Below are 15,455 nucleotides of genomic sequence, written 5' to 3'. Positions count from 1 at the left end.
CTCCGAGCCGAACGACAGAAGGCGGTACGGCACATGGCGATGGAGCCTCGGCACCCGATCACGGAACAACGGACGTTGATCGAGCGCCGACGGGAACTTCACGCCCTCGACGCCGCGTTCAAGGAACTGCGACGCACCACGGAGGGTGTGCCGCAAGCCAGGCACAGGGGGCTGCTCGCCTTCAGCGGGCCCGCCGGACTGGGCAAGACAGCACTCATCACGCAAGCACGTGAGCGCGCCATGGCATCGGGATTCACCGTGCTGTCGGGTAGGGGCGGGGAGAAGGAACAGGGGTCGGCGTTCCGCGTGGTGCGCCAGCTCGTGCAGCCCACGCTGGCGAGGATGGACGCAAGGGAACTCCGCGCCTTCCTGGGAAGCTGGTACGACGTCATGGCCGCCGTGCTCGGGCTCGAAGCGAGGGGCCCGGCCCCCGCACCGGATCCGACCGGGGTCCGCGAAGGCCTCGACTGGGTCATGACGTGCCTCACCATCAAGAAGGCACCCGTCGTCCTGCTCCTGGACGACCTGCACTGGGCTGACGTCGAGTCCCTGAGCTGGCTCGATTCCTTCGCCTCACGGGTCGATGACCTCCCCCTGCTGATCGTGGTCGCCTACCGGCCCGACGAACTGCCGTACGAAGCGGGCGAACTCCGTACGCTCGTCGGGCATCACGCAGACCGCCCCCACGACCTCGCATGCCTCACCGCCGACGGCGTGGCACAGATCATCAGGAACCAAGTCGGTGAGAGAGCCGAGGACGTGTTCTGCAAGGAATGCTGGTCGGCCACCGGAGGGAGCCCCTTCGAGACGGTGGAGCTCGCCATCGGCCTCGCCGAGCGGAAACTGCGCGGCAGCGAGCACGACCTGCCCGCGATGCGTGAACTGGCCGCCGCGATCAAGGGACCGGGTCTGATCGAGCGTCTGGAAGGCCTCGACACCGCGACCGTCCGCTTCGCGCACGCCGCTGCCGTGCTGGGGTCGCCCTTCTCACCACAGCTCGCAGCGAGCATCGCGGTACTCGGCGACGAGACCGCCGCCGAGGCGACCCAGAAGCTGCGCGCGGCCCGGATCCTCACCGACGGCCACGGCCCCGAGGGTGAGCTCGAGTTCGTCCACCCGCTGATCACCACGACGATCTACCGGTCCATCCGCTCCGGTTTCCGGGCCGGTCTGCACAACGCGGCCGCGGAGGCCGTCCTGAACGCGGGATACGGCCCCACCGCCGCCGCCAGGCATCTGCTGGAGGTGCCCTGCGAGGGCAACCCCGAGACGGTGGAATGCCTGCGCAAGGCCGCTCGCGAGTACCTCTGCGCCGGGGCGACCGAGGCCGCCCGGCGTATGCTCACCCGTGCGTTGAAGGAGCCACCGATCCCGGAGGACCGCGCCGCGGTCCTGCACGAACTCGCGTGCGCCACGTTCCTGATCGAGCCCACGGCCACGGTGCGGCATCTGCGACAGGCGCTGGCGGAGCCGGACGTCGACCCCGACCTGCGCGCCTCCATCGTCTATCGGCTGACGACGGCGCTCGCGCACACCGATCGGATGGACGAGGCCGCGACCGTAGCCGCCGAGGAGGCCCGGAAGGCCACGAATCCGCGTGTCAAGCTGCGTATGCAGGCCGATCAGTTCGTCTGGAGCACGATGCGCGCCGACGATCCGGACTCACCCGCCCGCTCCCGGACGCTGGCGCGGCTGGCCGAGCAGCTGCCCGGCCGCAGCCTGGAGGAGCGCTACATCCTGGGGCTGCGGGCCTGGGATGCCGTCCTGCGCGGCGAACCGCGCCGGACCGCCCTCACCTATGCGGAGAAGTCCCTGCGCGGCGGCATGAGCTGGACCGATGAGAACCGGGGCTTCGAGGTACCCCTTTCGGTCGCCCTGGTGTTCATGTACGGCGACCAGCCGCGACGGGCCGAGGAGCTGTTCGAGCAGGGGATCGCCGAGTGCGTGGGCAAGGGCTGGCACGGCTCCCACCTGGCCTTCGGCCAGACCATCGCCGCCTATGTCCGCTACCACCGAGGTTGTCTGGCCGAAGCCGAGGACCTGGTCCGGGAAGGCCTGCGCATCGCCGACAAGGTGGACGGCGTCGTGGCCGCCCAGTGGTACGGCGTCAGCGTCCTGATCCAGACGTTGCTGGCCCGTGGTCGGATCACCGAGGCTCGCGCGCTCGCCGACGCCCATCACTTCGGTGAGATGGCTCCGAACGCCGTCATCTATCCGGACCCGCGCACCGTGTACGCGGAACTGCTCCTGGCGGAGGGACGGCACGCGGAAGCGGCGGCGCTGCTGTCCGCGGTGGGGGACTGGCTGGACGGACGGGCATGGCGCAACCCGGCCTGGTGCCCGTGGCAGCTGCGGCTCGCGACCGCGCTCGCCCCCACCGCCCCGGACGAGGCGATCCATCACGCCCAGGACGCGGTCAAGCGTGCCCGGGACTTCGGCGCCGCCTCCACCATCGGGCAGGCGCTGCACACCCTCGCCGAGGTGACCGGCGGGACGGCCGCACTCGACCTGTACGCGGAGGCGATCGACCGCCTGGAGCAGTCCCCCGCCGCGTACGAACTCGCTCGCGCCCAGGTCGGCCACGGCGCCGCGCTGTCCCGCAACGGGCAGCTCAAGGAGGCCGCCGACCGGCTCTACCAGGGTCTGGAAGGCGCCGTCCACTGCCGAGCCGACGGACTCGCCGCCCGCGCGCGGGAGGAACTCTCGACGGCCGGTCTGCGCCCGCTGCCCCTGCGCTACGTGCAGGCGGACACACTGACCGCGCGAGAGCTCCGTACGGCCGAACTGGCCGTCGAGGGAAGCCCGGTGACGGTGATCGCCAAGGAGCTGCACGTGACCGAGCAAGGCGTGCGGCAGTTGCTGTCCAGCGTGTACCGCAAGATCGGCACCGACGCGGCAGGCCTCGCCAGGGCGTTGGAGGCGCCTCGTATGCGTTCTTGATGTCACACGGGGCGCGTGCGCCCCTCCCAGTAGGGTTCCCGCAGCCGCCGCTTGTACAGCTTCCCGTTGGGATCCCGCGGCATCTCGGCGATGAAGTCCACGCTCTTGGGCCGCTTGTACCCGGCGAGTTGTCCGGCACAGTGGTCGAGGATCGCGGCGGCGAGGGCCGGGCCGGGTTCATGGCCGGGAGCCGGTTCGACGACGGCCTTGACCTCCTCGCCCCAGTCGTCGTGCGGGATGCCGAAGGCGGCGGCGTCGGCGACGGCCGGGTGGGCGAGCAGGGCGGACTCGATCTCGGCGGGGTAGATGTTGACCCCGCCGGAGATGATCATGTCGATCTTGCGGTCGCGGAGGAAGAGATAACCGTCCTCGTCGAGGCAGCCGAGGTCGCCCACGGTGAAGAAGTCGCCGATGCGGTTCTTCCGCGTCTTGGCCTCGTCCTTGTGATAGCTGAAGCCGCTGGTGTTCATCTTCAGGTAGACGGTGCCGAGTTCGCCGGGCGCGAGCCGGTTGCCGTCGTCGTCGAAGACCGCGAGTTCGCTGATCGGCCAGGCCTTGCCGACCGTGCCGGGTTTCTTCAGCCAGTCCTCGGCGGTCGCGAAGGCCCCACCGCCCTCGCTGGCGGCGTAGTACTCCTCCACACAGTGGCCCCACCACTCGATCATGGCCCGTTTCACATGGTCGGGGCACGGGGCGGCGCCGTGGATGGCGTGCCGCATGGAGGAGACGTCGTAGCGGCCCCTTACGTCCTGCGGAAGTGCGAGGAGGCGGTGGAACTGGGTCGGGACCATGTGGGTGTGCGTGCACTTGTGGGCGTCGATCAGGCGGAGCATCTCCTCCGGTGTCCACTTGTCCATCAGGACCAGCCCGTGCCCGATGTGCAGGGACGCGCCGGCGAACTGGAGGACCGCGGTGTGGTAGAGCGGCGAGCAGACGAGGTGCACGTTGGCGTCGAACGGTTTGATTCCGAAGATGCCCAGGAAGCCGCCCAGGTAGGACTCCTCGGGCGGTTTGCCGGCCAGCGGGCGGCGGATGCCGCGGGGGCGGCCCGTCGTGCCCGAGGTGTAGTTCATGACCCAGCCGAGCTCGCGTTCCGCGGGTGCCGACTCCGGTTGCCCGTCGACGAGTTCGCCGAACGGCCGGAAGCCCTCGACCTCGCCGACGGCGTACCGGTGGGTGGCCGGGAGGCCGGCTTCGTCGGCGGCCTGGCGGGCCGGGTCGGCGAAACGCTCGTGGGCGATGAGTACCTTGGCGCCGGAGTCGGCGACGATCCAGGCGATCTCGGGGCCGACGAGGTGGTGATTGACGGGGACCAGGTAGAGGCCGGCCTGGGTGGCGGCCAGGTACGCCGTGAAGAACTCGACGCTGTTGGGGAGGACGACCGCGAATGCGTCGCCGCGTCCGAGGCCGGCCGCGCGCAGGCCGTGGACGAGACGGTTGGCGGCGGCGTGCAGACGTCCGGCGGTCCACTGCTCGCCGTCGGGGGCGACGAGGACCGGGCGGTCGGGATCGGCGGCGGCCTGGGCCCAGAAGCCGACCGGCGGGGTGTTCACGGTGGGGGTGGCGGGGGTGCTCGTCACTGGCCGCTCCTTCCGGCGATGCGGTTGATGCGTTGCACGGCCTGTTCGAAGCCGCGGGTGAGGTCGTCGACGACGGCCTGGACACTGCGTTCGCTGTTCATCCGGCCGACGATCTGGCCGACGGGTGTGCCGAGCAGCGGCTCGACCTCGTACTTCTGGATCCGGGAGACGGCCTCGGCCACGAGGAGTCCCTGCAGGGGCATGGGGAGGGTGCCGGGCCCGTCCGGGTCGTCCCAGGCGTCGGTCCACTCGGTGCGCAGCTGGCGTGCGGGCTTGCCTGTCAGGGCGCGGGAGCGGACGGTGTCGCCCGACCCGGCGGCGAGCAGTTTGCGGGTCAGGCCGGGGGAATGCATATCGGCCTCTGTGGTGGTCAGCCACATGGAGCCCAGCCACACACCCTGGGCGCCGAGAGCGAACGCCGCCGCCGCCTGTTGGCCGCTCCCGATGCCTCCGGCCGCCAGTACGGGCAGAGGGCCGACGGCCTCCACCACCTCGGGGGTGAGCACCATGGAGGCGATCTCACCGGTGTGGCCGCCCGCCTCGTAGCCCTGGGCGACGACGATGTCGATCCCGGCCTCGGCGTGTTTGCGGGCGTGCCGGGCGCTGCCCGCGAGTGCGGCGACGAGCACGCCCCGGTCATGGGCGCGTTCCACGACATCCGTGGGCGGTGACCCGAGGGCGTTGGCGAGCAGCTTGATCGGATAGTCGAAGGCGACGTCGAGCTGGGTGCGGGCGACCTGCTCCATCCACCCGGTGATCCGCCAGCCGGACGCCTCCCCCTGGGCCAGTTCGGGCACGCCGTACTTGGCGAGGGTGTCCTGGACGAACTGCCGGTGCCCTTCCGGGATCATCGCCTCGACGTCGGCTTCCGTGACGCCCTCGACCTTCTTCGCGGGCATGACGACGTCCAGCCCGTAGGGCCTGCCGTCGACATGTGCCTCGACCCAGTCGAGGTCGCGTTTGAGGTCGTCGGGGGCGGTGTAGCGGACCGCGCCGAGCACTCCGAAACCGCCGGCCCGGCTGATGGCCGCGGCGACGGCGGGGAACGGCGTGAAGCCGAAAATGGCGTGCTCGACTCCCAGTTTCTTGCTCAGCTCCGTCTGCATGGGCGCAGAATGCCGCAGACCTCCGGACGACGGAAGGCCTTTTCTGATAGACCGTCAGATCTCTTGGGCGACCGTCCCGTTGACACCACTCCCACCTGACACGAAAGTTTCACCACGCAAGGTGATCCCGGAAAGATACTTTCAGCCGGAGTGGCGGGAGGAACCTCGATGACCGACGGCAGAACCGGACTGACCAGGCGTCAACTGGGCAGGGCCGCGATGGCCTTGGGCGGCGCTCTGATCATCGCGCCCTTGCCCGCGGGACCGGCGGCCGCAGCCGCAGCGGCGGCGCGCACCTCAAGCCCCACCCTGCGCCACGGCTCCCCCGAACGCGCCGGCCTCCTCCCCGCCCACCTCCGCCGGCTCGTCACCGACGCGGAGAGGTTCCTGGACCCCTCCCCCAAGCACCCCTGGTACGCCGGTGCCGTGCTGCTCGCCGGCCGCGGCGGCACCGTGGCCCTGCACCAGCCCATCGGGATGGCCGTGCGCTATGAGGCGTACGACGAGAAGACCGACACCGGGGTCGAATTCCCCGCCGCCCAGCAGATCCCGATGGCCGAGGACACCGTCTTCGACCTGGCCTCGGTGTCCAAGCTGTTCACCTCGATCCTCGCCGTACAGCAGATCGAACGGGGTGAGCTCCGGCTGGAGGCCACGGTCACGTCCTACCTCCCGGACTTCGGCCGCGCGGGCAAGCAGGACATCACGATCCGTCAGCTCCTCACCCACACCTCGGGGTTCCGCGCCTGGATCCCGCTCTACAACGCGCCGACGTACGAGGAGAAGCTCCAACTCATCTGGAACGAGGCGCCGCTGAACCCGCCGGGCACCAGGTACCTCTATTCGGACCTGAATCTGATCTCCCTCCAGCTCGTCCTGGAGAAGATCACCGGCCGGAGTCTCGACACGCTTCTCCACGACGAGATCACCGGCCCGCTCGGCATGCGCCGCACCCGCTACAACCCGCCCGCCGCCTGGAAGCCGCGGACCGCGGCGACCGAGGACGCCCGGCTGCCGTGGTCGGGCCTGAACCGTGGGCTCGTATGGGGCGAAGTGCACGACGAGAACGCCTTCAGTCTGGGCGGGGTCGCGGGCCACGCCGGCGTCTTCTCGAACGCGTGGGACCTGGCGGTCCTCGGTCGGACGCTGCTCAACGGCGGCGCCTACGGACGATGCCGCATCCTGGAGCCGGAGTCGGTGGAGCTGATGTTCACCGACTTCAACACCGCCTTCCCCGGTGACGAGCACGGTCTCGGCTTCGAGCTCTACCAGCACTGGTACATGGGCGCCATGGCCACCCCGCGCACCGCGGGGCACACCGGCTTCACCGGCACCTCCCTCGTCCTCGACCCGACGACCGACTCCTTCCTCGTCGTGCTCGGCAACTCGGTCCACCCGGTGCGCAGTTGGCGCTCCGGTTCCGCGCCCCGGGTCGCCGCCGCCGACAACATGGCACGTGCCGTAGCGGTCCGTCCGCGCCACGGCCGTACCGCATGGTTCTCGGGCATGGCGACCGCCACGAGCGCGACGCTCGCGCTCCCCGCCCTCGACACGTCCTCCGGCGAGGCGGAGCTGCATTGCGCCCTGTGGTGGGACACCGAGCCTCAGGCGGACGTCCTCGTCCTGGAGTCCACGACGGACGGCGGCACGACCTGGGCTCCGCTCCCCTTCACGACGAAACGCCCGGGCGAAAGCACGCAGGCCCACCCGACCGGCACGGTCACCGGCTGGTCGGGCCGCGTCTGGCACCGCCTCGTGGCGCAACTCCCCGCGCACCGGCAGCTGGTACTCCGCTGGCGGTACGCCACCGACAAGCTGTACGTGGGCCGCGGCGCGTACGTCGACGGTCTGCACGTCGAGACGGCGCACTCCGTCCTCTTCGACGAGGCCCGGCCTGCGGACGCGGCGCGGATCACGGCAAGCGGGTGGACCGCCTCAGGGAATTGACCGTTCAGCCGGGCACGTCCAGGCGTTGCGTGCCGATGACGGACAGCAGTCGTAGCGCCTCCTCGGACGGCGTGCCCGGGGTGGCGGTGTAGATGACGACCCGCTGGTCGCGGTCGGCGATGTCCAGGACGTCGCAGTTGACGGTGACGGGGCCGACGACGGGGTGGTCGAAGGTCTTGCGGAGCGTGGGTGCGGCGGTCACGTCGTGGGCCGCCCACAGCCGGGTGAACTCCGCGCTGCCGTCCAGGAGTTCGCCGATCAGCGCGGTGAGTTCCGGGTCGTCCGGGTAGCGGGCCGCGGCGGCGCGCAACTGCTGCGTCGAGTTCCGTGCGAACTCGGCCACGTCCGAGACGCCGTAGAGCGTCCGCCCGTCCCGGTGCGGTCCGAGGAAGGCGCGCCGGACGAGGTTGCGGTCCCGGCGGGGCAGCGCGGAGAAGTCCTCCATCAGGGCGGCCGCGAGGTCGTTCCAGGCGAGAATCTCGAACGTGGCCGAGATGACGGTCGCCGCGGCGTGCGGCAGCCGGTGGATCAGGTCGACGATGCTCTGCCGGACCTCGCGCGCCGGTCCCGGCGGCGGTCCGGGCGGGGCCCCGGCGAGATGGTGGAGGTGGGCGCGCTCGGCGTCCGTCAGGCGCAGGGCGCGGGCGAGCTGGGCCAGTACCTCGCGGGACGGGTGCGGCGCGCGGGCCTGTTCGAGGCGGGTGTAGTACTCGGTCGAGATGAACGCCAGCTGCGCCACCTCCTCGCGGCGCAGCCCCGGGGTGCGGCGGCGCGGCCCGGCCGGAAGCCCCACGTCGCCGGGGGCGATGCGCTCGCGCCTGCTGCGCAGGAAGTCCGCCATCTCTCGTCGGTCCACGTCTCCAGTGTGCGCGGGCGAAGGGGCGCCGAGCCAGGTACCACCGGTGCCTGGATGGGCGGCGCTGCCGGTCGCAGGCTCGATGGCATGGACAACAACGCACCCGACAACGCACCCATCGGCATGGACAACCCATCGATCACACCGACAGGCCTGCTGGACGGCAAGGTCGCGTTCGTCACCGGCGCCGGTCGCGGCATCGGCGCGGCCGCCGCTCGGCTGTTCGCCCGGGAAGGCGCCCGCGTGCTGCTCGCGGCTCGCACCGAAGCGCAGCTCAAGGCGGTGACGGAGGACATCAGGGCGACCGGCGGCACCGCCGACCATGTGCGGTGCGACCTGGCCGACGGGGACAGTGTCCGGGCCGCCGTCGAGCGGGCCGTGCAGCTCTACGGCCGGCTGGACGTCGCCTTCAACAACGGTGCGACGATCCAGCCGCCCGGCCCGCTGGACCAGCTGCCGGATGCCGAGTTCGACCGAGTCGCCGCGGTCAACCTCAGGGGGCCGTGGCTGGCCATGAAGGCCGAGATCGCCGCCATCCGCGCCACCGCCGGGCGCGGGGCCATCGTCAACAACTCCAGTGTGGGCAGCCTGGCGGCCAACCCCGAGCTGCCCGTGTACGGCGCCATGAAGCGGGCGGTCAACAGCCTGACCGCGTCGGCCGCCGTCACGTACGGCCGGGAGGGCATCCGCGTCAACGCCGTCGCACCCGGCCTCACCCTCACCGAGATGGTCGACGAGTGGGAGCGGAACTCCACCGGCATCATCGACCGGCTCACCGCACAGAACCCGTTGGGCCGGGCCGCCGACCCCGAGGAGATCGCGCAGGCTGCCGCATGGCTGCTGAGCGACCGCGCGTCCTACGTCACCGGCGTGATCCTGCGGGTGGACGGCGGCGTCCGGGCCTGAGCGGGACCGGCCTAGGGACTGTTGCGCGTGCCGGGCGTCGCGCGGCAGAGGCCACTTTCGCAACAGGCCCTAGTCGCCGTCCGCCTCCAGCACCGCCATCGCCGCGTTGTGCCCCGGCACCCCGCTCACCCCTCCTCCACGCACCGCGCCCGCCCCGCACAGCAGCACGTTCGGGTGGCGGGTCTCCACGCCCCAGCGGCCGGTGTCCTCCTGGGCGTACGGCCAGGCCAGGTCGCGGTGGAAGATGTTGCCGCCGGGAAGGCGCAGGTCGCGCTCCAGGTCCAGCGGGGTCTTCGCCTCGATGCAGGGCTGTCCGTCGGCGTCCGTCGCCAGACAGTCGGCGAGCGGTTCGGCGAGGTGGGCGTCCAGCTGGGCGAGTGTCGACTTCAGCAGTTCGTCGCGTACGGCGTCGTTGTCGCGCTCGAAGAGCCGGGCCGGGGTGTGCAGGCCGAACAGGGTGAGGGTCTGGTAGCCCCGTTCGACGAGGGCGGGGCCGAGGATCGTCGGGTCGGTCAGCGAGTGGCAGTAGATCTCGGACGGCGGGGCGGCGGGGAGTTCGCCGGCGGCGGCCTGGGCGTGGGCGGCGGCCAGCTGGTCGTAGCCCTCGGCGATGTGGAAGGTGCCGGCGAACGCCTCGCGCGGGTCGACGGAGCTGTCGCGCAGCCGGGGCAGGCGCTTGAGCAGCATGTTCACCTTGAGCTGGGCGCCCTCGGCGGCGGCCGGGGTGGTGTCGCCGGTGAGGGCGGCCAGTTCCTGCGGGGAGGCGTTCACCAGGACGTGCCGGGCGGCGGCGACTCCCTCGCCGTCGGACGTGCGATAGCTGACCTCTGCCGTACGGCCGTCCGTGTCGATCCGTACCGCCTCGTGCCCGGTGACGACGACCGCGCCCGCCTCGCGCGCAGCCGTGGCCAGCGCGTCGGTGAGGGCGCCCATGCCGCCGACGGGGACGTCCCAGTCGCCGGTGCCGCCGCCGATCACGTGGTACAGGAAGCAACGGTTCTGCTTGAGCGAGGCGTCATGGGCGTCGGCGAAGGTGCCGATCAGGGCGTCCGTCAGGACCACGCCGCGGATCAGGTCGTCCATGAAGCGGTCCTCGATCGCGACGCCGATCGGCTCCTCGAAGAGGGTCCGCCAGGCCTCCACGTCGTCCACCCGGCGGCGCAGCTCCTCACGGCTGGGCAGGGGCTCGGTGAGTGTCGGGAAGACGCGCTGGGCGACCTCGCCGGTCATGGCGTAGAAGCGCTGCCAGGCCGCGTACTCGCGCTCGCCGCCGGTCAGCCGGGCGAACGCCTCCCGGGTGCGCCGCTCGCCGCCGCCCACGAGCAGCCCGGTCGGCTGTCCGTCCCGGTCCACGGGCGTGTACGAGGAGACGTTGCGGGTGCGGACGCGGAAGTCCAGGCCGAGATCCCGGACGATCTTCTTGGGCAGCAGGCTGACCAGGTACGAGTAGCGGGAGAGCCGTGCGTCGACGCCGGCGAACGGGCGCGTGGAGACCGCGGCGCCCCCGGTCCGGTCCAGCCGCTCAAGGACCAGCACGGACCGTCCGGCCCGGGCCAGGTAGGCGGCGGCGACCAGACCGTTGTGGCCTCCGCCGACGATGACGGCGTCGTACGTACGGTGTCCCGGGTGTCCCTCGTGTGCTGGCATGGTTCTTCGTAACACGTGATGATCTAGGTCGGCCATAGGTGAACGCGCCGCAGTCACGGCCCGCCACCGGGCTTCACCGGGCTCCGGACGCCCGCTGCTGCCGCAGGACCGCCACCCTCCGGTACAGCTCGACCGCCTCCGCGCCCCGCCCGAGCTGCTCCAGGCAGTGGGCCTCGTCGTTCCGGCTGGCGAGGGTGTCGGGGTGGTCGGCGCCGAGGACGTGTTCGCGGGCGGTGGCCACCCTGCGGTACTCCGTGAGCGCGTCCGGCCAGCGGCCCAGCCAGCCGAGGCTCACCGCGACCTCGCGGCGGCTGACCAGGGTGTCGGTGTGGTCGGGTCCCAGCACGCGCTCACGGATCGCGCACACGTCCCGGGACTCGGCGAGGGCCTCCTCCCAGCGTCCGAGGCGGCCGAGGTTCACGCCGAGGCCGTGGCGGGCGCGCAGGGTCTCGGGGTGGGCGGGGCCGTGCACGCGGGTGCGGTCGTCGATCAGGTCGAGGTAGAGCTGGAGCGCCTCCGCGCTGCGTCCGAGGCGGCCGAGGCTGATACCGACCTCGTAGCGGGCGGCGAGTGTGTCGGGGTGGTCGGGGCCGAGGGCCTGGGCGCGGGCGTCGGCGACCTCGCGGTAGGTCTGCAGGGCCTCGGCCCAGCGACCCAACTGACCGAGGGCGTAGGCGACTTCGTAGCGCGTGACCAAGGTTTCGGGGTGGTGCGGGCCGAGGACGCGGGCGCGTGCGACGGCGACCTCCCCGGCCATGCGGTACGAGTCCTCCAGACGGCCGAGTCTGCTCAGGTTGAAGGCCAGGTTGTGACGGCAGCGCAGCGTGTCGGGGTGGTCGGCGCCCATGGCGCGTTCCCTTGCCGTCAGTACGGACGTGTAGACCTGGTGCGCGTCGAAGTGGCGGCCCAACTGGCCGAGCACGTAGGCCATTTCCTGCCGGGCGGCGAGCGTCTCGGCGTGGTCGGGGCCGAGGGAGAGGCTACGGGCGCGGGCGACGTGCTTGTACTCGCGCAGGGCGTCGGCGGCCCGGCCGGTGCGGCTGAGGGTGAAGGCGACCTCGTAGCGGCTGGCGAGGGTGTCCGGGTGGTCGGCGCCGAGGAGGTGCTCACGCTCGGCGGCGACGGCCCGGTGCACCTCGCCCGCCTCGCTCCAGCGGCCCAGTCGGCCGAGGCTGAGACCTGCGTTGTGCCGTCCGGCCAGCGCGGCGAGCGCCGCAGCCGAGGGGGTGGGCGTTTCGTCGGGTACGGCGGCCTCCTCGGGCCGGCCGGTCGTGGGCCGTGGGATCCACTCGCCGGTGAGGCCGGCCCCGGCGTCCGGAGGTGTGGTGCGCAGGCCCGCGCCGGTGGCCTTGTGGCCGGTGGTCATGCCGCGGGTCCAGGACGGCAGGCGGGGCTCGCGGGTCACGGGCGCCGGGGGCCTGAGGTCCGGCTGCGGGGTCACCACGGTCGGCACATACGTCGGTGTCGTACGGCCCAGGCTGATCCGGCGGCCCAACTCGCGTCCGTCGTGCGGGCGTTCCTCGGGGAGTTTGGCCAGCAGGTCGAGGATGACCTGCTCGAAGTACTCGGGCAGCTCGGCGCGGTGGCTGCGCGGCGGCCGGGGCACGGTGTCGCGGTGGCCGACGAGGATCGCCCAGGGGTCGTCCAGGTCGAACGGCGGCACTCCGGTGGCGATCTCGTACAGCACGCACCCCAGCGAGTACAGGTCGCTGCGCTGGTCCACCTCCTCCCCGCCGATCTGCTCCGGCGACATGTAGTGCGGGGTGCCCATCGCGATGCCGGTGCCGGTCAGCCGGGAGGTGAAGCCGATGTCATGGGCGAGGCGCGCTATGCCGAAGTCGCAGATCTTCACCGTGCCGTCGGCGAGCCGCATGATGTTCGCGGGCTTCAGGTCGCGGTGCACGATGCCCTGCTGGTGGGTGTAGGCGAGGGCGGCGGCGACCTGGTCGGCGATGTCGACGACGTCCGGGACGGGCAGCGGATGGTGTTTGTTGTCCTCCAGGAGCTGGCTGAGGTTGCGGCCCTGGAGCAGTTCCATGACCAGGAACAGGACCCCGTCGGACTCGCCGAAGTCGTGGACCACGGTCACCCCGCGGTGCTGGAGCGCCGCGGCCACCCGGGCCTCGCGGCGAAACCGCTCCCGCAGGACACGCGTGAAGGAGTGGTCGTGCTGCGGTCCCAGCGGCTTGAGGCACTTCACGGCGACATGCCGGCCCAGCGACTCGTCGCGCGCACGCCACACCTCGCCCATACCGCCCCGCCCGATCGGATCGAGCAGTCGGTACCGGCCCTGGATCAGCCTGCTGTCCCCCATCGCCCGCGATCGCCCCCCGTCACGGTCAGCCTTGCCCTCCCCCGGCTCGTCCAGTATGGCGAGCTATCGTCCGAGTTTGTACGGTGCCGGGCGCGAGCCGGGGCCGAGTCGTGCCATGGCGCGCAGGATGTGTTTGGGCGGGAGTTGCCAGCGCAGACGTGCGGGAACAGCGCGCAGCAGGGTGCCCGTGGCACGCAACTGACGGGTGACGGTGGCGGGTTTCGGCGCCGGTCTGCCGTACAGCTCGTGGGCGTACGGCGGCAGAGCGGCGTACGCCAGGTGCGCCACGCGCCGCCACAGCACCTCGCGCGCCGGGACGAGCAGGGGATGCGTCGGAGGGCGGAGCAGGAAGTCGTCCACCGCGCGTGCCTCGGGTCCGCAGGCGAGCTCGGGCCGCACCTTCTCGAAGTACGCCGCCAGCTCGGCCCGGTTCGCCGGTACGGCGTCGGGATCCAGGCCCACCAGGCGGGCGCTGACCCGGTGTTCGTCGATGTAGCGGTCGGCCTGCGCGTCGGTGAGGCGGAAGCCGGAGCGCCGCGCGACCTGAAGATACGAGTCGATCTCGGCGCAGTGCACCCACAGCAGCAGCTCGGGTTCGTCGACGCCGTACCGCTCCCCCGTGTCCGGGTCGGTCGCGCCCAGCATGCTGTGGATCCTCCGCACGCGCGTGCCTGCCTTCTCGGCGGCCTCGGTGGTGCCGTACGAGATCGTCCCGACGAAGTTGGCGGTGCGCAGGAGGCGGCCCCAGGCGTCGTGCCGGAAGTCGCTGTTCTGCATGACGCCGCGCACGGCCCGCGGATGGAGGGCCTGGAGGTAGAGCGCGCGGATTCCGGCGACCCACATCATGGGGTCGCCGTGCATCTGCCAGGTCACGGAGCTCGGGGTGAACAACCCGGGATCGCCCATGCCCGCAGGCTAACGCCGCACCCTCGGCATCCCCAGCCCGATCCACGAGATGATCTCCCGCTGGATCTCGTTGTTGCCGCCGCCGAAGGTGAAGATGACGGCCGAGCGGTAGCCGCGCTCCAGCTCACCGTGCAGCACGGACCCCGCCGAGCCCTCCTTCAGCGCACCGGGTGCGGCGACGATCTCCATCAGCCAGGCGTACGCGTCCCGGCGCGCCTCGGAGCCGTAGACCTTCACGGCGGAGGCGTCCTGTGGGGTGAGCGTGCCGTCCTGTACGGCGCTCACCATCTTCCAGTTCAGGAGCTTGAGGGCGTCGAGCTGGGCGTGGGTCTGGGCGAGGCGGCGGCGCACCCAGGGGAGGTCGGCCACCCGGCGGCCGTCGGCGAGCTTGGTCTCCATGGCCCAGCGCTGGACGTCGTGCAGGGCGCGGATGGCCATGGTGCCGTGGGCGGCGAGGGTGACGCGCTCGTGGTTGAGCTGGTTGGTGATCAGGCGCCAGCCCTGGTTCTCGGCGCCGACGCGGCGGGAGACCGGGACACGGATGTTCTCGTAGTAGCTGGCGGTGGTGTCGTGCGAGGCGAGGGTGTTGATGAGGGTGCAGGAGTAGCCGGGGTCGGTGGTCGGGACGAGGAGCATGGTGATGCCCTTGTGCGGCGGGGCGTCCGGGGCGGTGCGGACGGCCAGCCAGACCCAGTCGGCGGTGTCGCCGTTGGTCGTCCAGATCTTCTGGCCGTTGACGACGTACTCGTCGCCGTCACGCACGGCGCGTGTCCGCAGGGCCGCCAGGTCCGTGCCCGCGTCGGGCTCGCTGTAGCCGATCGCGAAGTCGAGCTCGCCGGAGAGGATCTTCGGCAGGAAGTACGCCTTCTGCTCGTCCGTGCCGTACTGCATGATCGTCGGGCCGACGGTGTTGAGTGCCATCAGCGGCAGCGGCACGCCCGCCTGGGCCGCCTCGTCGAAGAAGATGAACTGCTCCATCGCGGTCAGGCCGCGGCCGCCGTACTCCTCGGGCCAGCCCACGCCGAGCCAGCCGTCCGTGCCGAGCCGCCGGATCGTCCTGCGGTAATAGCGCTTCTGGGCGCCCGGGTCGGTGAAGCGGGTCTGCGCGAGGTCCGGCACCAACTTGGCGAAGTAGTCACGCAGTTCGGTGCGCAGCCGCTGCTGCTCGGGCGAGTATTCGAGATGCACGGCGCCTCCAGGCTCCCCAAGGCCGGTCCTGTCGGCGCACACCGTAGAACGTGTTCCAGAAATTG

Annotated in this window: 10 protein-coding genes; 3 read left to right on the top strand and 7 right to left on the bottom strand. The window is 71.5% G+C overall.

Annotation, left to right across the window (positions count from 1 at the left end):
• The first annotated feature begins 33 nt into the window (after positions 1 to 33).
• On the top strand, positions 34 to 2,940 hold the full coding sequence (locus OG331_RS44770) for an AAA family ATPase (protein ID WP_406208232.1): 2,907 nt from the start codon (positions 34 to 36) through the stop codon (positions 2,938 to 2,940).
• Between the two features lie 2 nt (positions 2,941 to 2,942).
• On the opposite strand, the gene OG331_RS44765 is transcribed toward OG331_RS44770, so the two are convergent.
• Positions 2,943 to 4,520 carry an acyl-CoA synthetase gene (locus OG331_RS44765; RefSeq protein WP_406208229.1) on the bottom strand — a complete coding sequence of 526 codons (1,578 nt, stop codon included), beginning with the start codon at positions 4,518 to 4,520 and terminating at the stop codon, positions 2,943 to 2,945.
• Positions 4,517 to 5,626 (bottom strand): NAD(P)H-dependent flavin oxidoreductase, encoded by a 1,110-nt coding sequence (locus OG331_RS44760; RefSeq protein WP_406208226.1) that lies wholly within the window; start codon positions 5,624 to 5,626, stop codon positions 4,517 to 4,519. Before OG331_RS44760 ends, OG331_RS44765 begins: the two co-directional genes overlap by 4 nt.
• A gap of 168 nt (positions 5,627 to 5,794) precedes the next feature.
• Between OG331_RS44760 and OG331_RS44755 the strand changes: the two genes are divergently transcribed.
• Complete coding sequence (locus OG331_RS44755; protein ID WP_406208223.1) at positions 5,795 to 7,573, top strand: serine hydrolase; 1,779 nt, start codon at positions 5,795 to 5,797, stop codon at positions 7,571 to 7,573.
• Positions 7,574 to 7,577: 4 nt separating this feature from the next.
• Here OG331_RS44755 and OG331_RS44750 read toward each other — a convergent pair whose 3' ends face one another.
• The gene (locus OG331_RS44750) at positions 7,578 to 8,429 is read right to left on the bottom strand and encodes a helix-turn-helix transcriptional regulator (protein ID WP_406208221.1); all 852 of its coding nucleotides are present in this window, start codon (positions 8,427 to 8,429) and stop codon (positions 7,578 to 7,580) included.
• Between the two features lie 87 nt (positions 8,430 to 8,516).
• Between OG331_RS44750 and OG331_RS44745 the strand changes: the two genes are divergently transcribed.
• Entirely contained in the window at positions 8,517 to 9,335 is an 819-nt protein-coding gene (locus tag OG331_RS44745) for an SDR family NAD(P)-dependent oxidoreductase (protein ID WP_406208219.1), read from the top strand.
• A gap of 69 nt (positions 9,336 to 9,404) precedes the next feature.
• Here the strand turns inward: OG331_RS44745 and OG331_RS44740 are convergent, their stop codons facing one another.
• From OG331_RS44740 to OG331_RS44725, 4 genes are all read right to left on the bottom strand, one after another.
• Positions 9,405 to 10,982 carry a phytoene desaturase family protein gene (locus tag OG331_RS44740; RefSeq protein WP_406208217.1) on the bottom strand — a complete coding sequence of 526 codons (1,578 nt, stop codon included), beginning with the start codon at positions 10,980 to 10,982 and terminating at the stop codon, positions 9,405 to 9,407.
• A gap of 73 nt (positions 10,983 to 11,055) precedes the next feature.
• Positions 11,056 to 13,296 carry a tetratricopeptide repeat protein gene (locus OG331_RS44735; protein WP_406208214.1) on the bottom strand — a complete coding sequence of 747 codons (2,241 nt, stop codon included), beginning with the start codon at positions 13,294 to 13,296 and terminating at the stop codon, positions 11,056 to 11,058.
• 63 nt (positions 13,297 to 13,359) lie between these two features.
• The gene (locus OG331_RS44730; protein WP_406208211.1) at positions 13,360 to 14,202 is read right to left on the bottom strand and encodes an oxygenase MpaB family protein; all 843 of its coding nucleotides are present in this window, start codon (positions 14,200 to 14,202) and stop codon (positions 13,360 to 13,362) included.
• Positions 14,203 to 14,211: 9 nt separating this feature from the next.
• Entirely contained in the window at positions 14,212 to 15,390 is a 1,179-nt protein-coding gene (locus OG331_RS44725) for an acyl-CoA dehydrogenase family protein (RefSeq protein WP_406208208.1), read from the bottom strand.
• Between the last annotated feature and the right edge of the window lie 65 nt (positions 15,391 to 15,455).

This window comes from Streptomyces sp. NBC_01017 (assembly GCF_045162795.1).
GTDB lineage: Bacteria > Actinomycetota > Actinomycetes > Streptomycetales > Streptomycetaceae > Streptomyces > Streptomyces machairae.
Note: the sequence above shows the minus strand (reverse complement) of the source record. Positions and strands in the feature narration are given on the sequence as shown.

Bases quoted from the DNA above. Each gene is read 5' to 3' on its own strand.
- OG331_RS44735 (WP_406208214.1), bottom strand. From the start codon at position 13,296: ATGGGGGACAGCAGGCTGATCCAGGGCCGGTACCGACTGCTCGATCCG.
- OG331_RS44740 (WP_406208217.1), bottom strand. From the start codon at position 10,982: ATGCCAGCACACGAGGGACACCCGGGACACCGTACGTACGACGCCGTC.
- OG331_RS44760 (WP_406208226.1), bottom strand. From the start codon at position 5,626: ATGCAGACGGAGCTGAGCAAGAAACTGGGAGTCGAGCACGCCATTTTC.
- OG331_RS44755 (WP_406208223.1), top strand. From the start codon at position 5,795: ATGACCGACGGCAGAACCGGACTGACCAGGCGTCAACTGGGCAGGGCC.
- OG331_RS44730 (WP_406208211.1), bottom strand. From the start codon at position 14,202: ATGGGCGATCCCGGGTTGTTCACCCCGAGCTCCGTGACCTGGCAGATG.
- OG331_RS44745 (WP_406208219.1), top strand. From the start codon at position 8,517: ATGGACAACAACGCACCCGACAACGCACCCATCGGCATGGACAACCCA.
- OG331_RS44770 (WP_406208232.1), top strand. From the start codon at position 34: ATGGCGATGGAGCCTCGGCACCCGATCACGGAACAACGGACGTTGATC.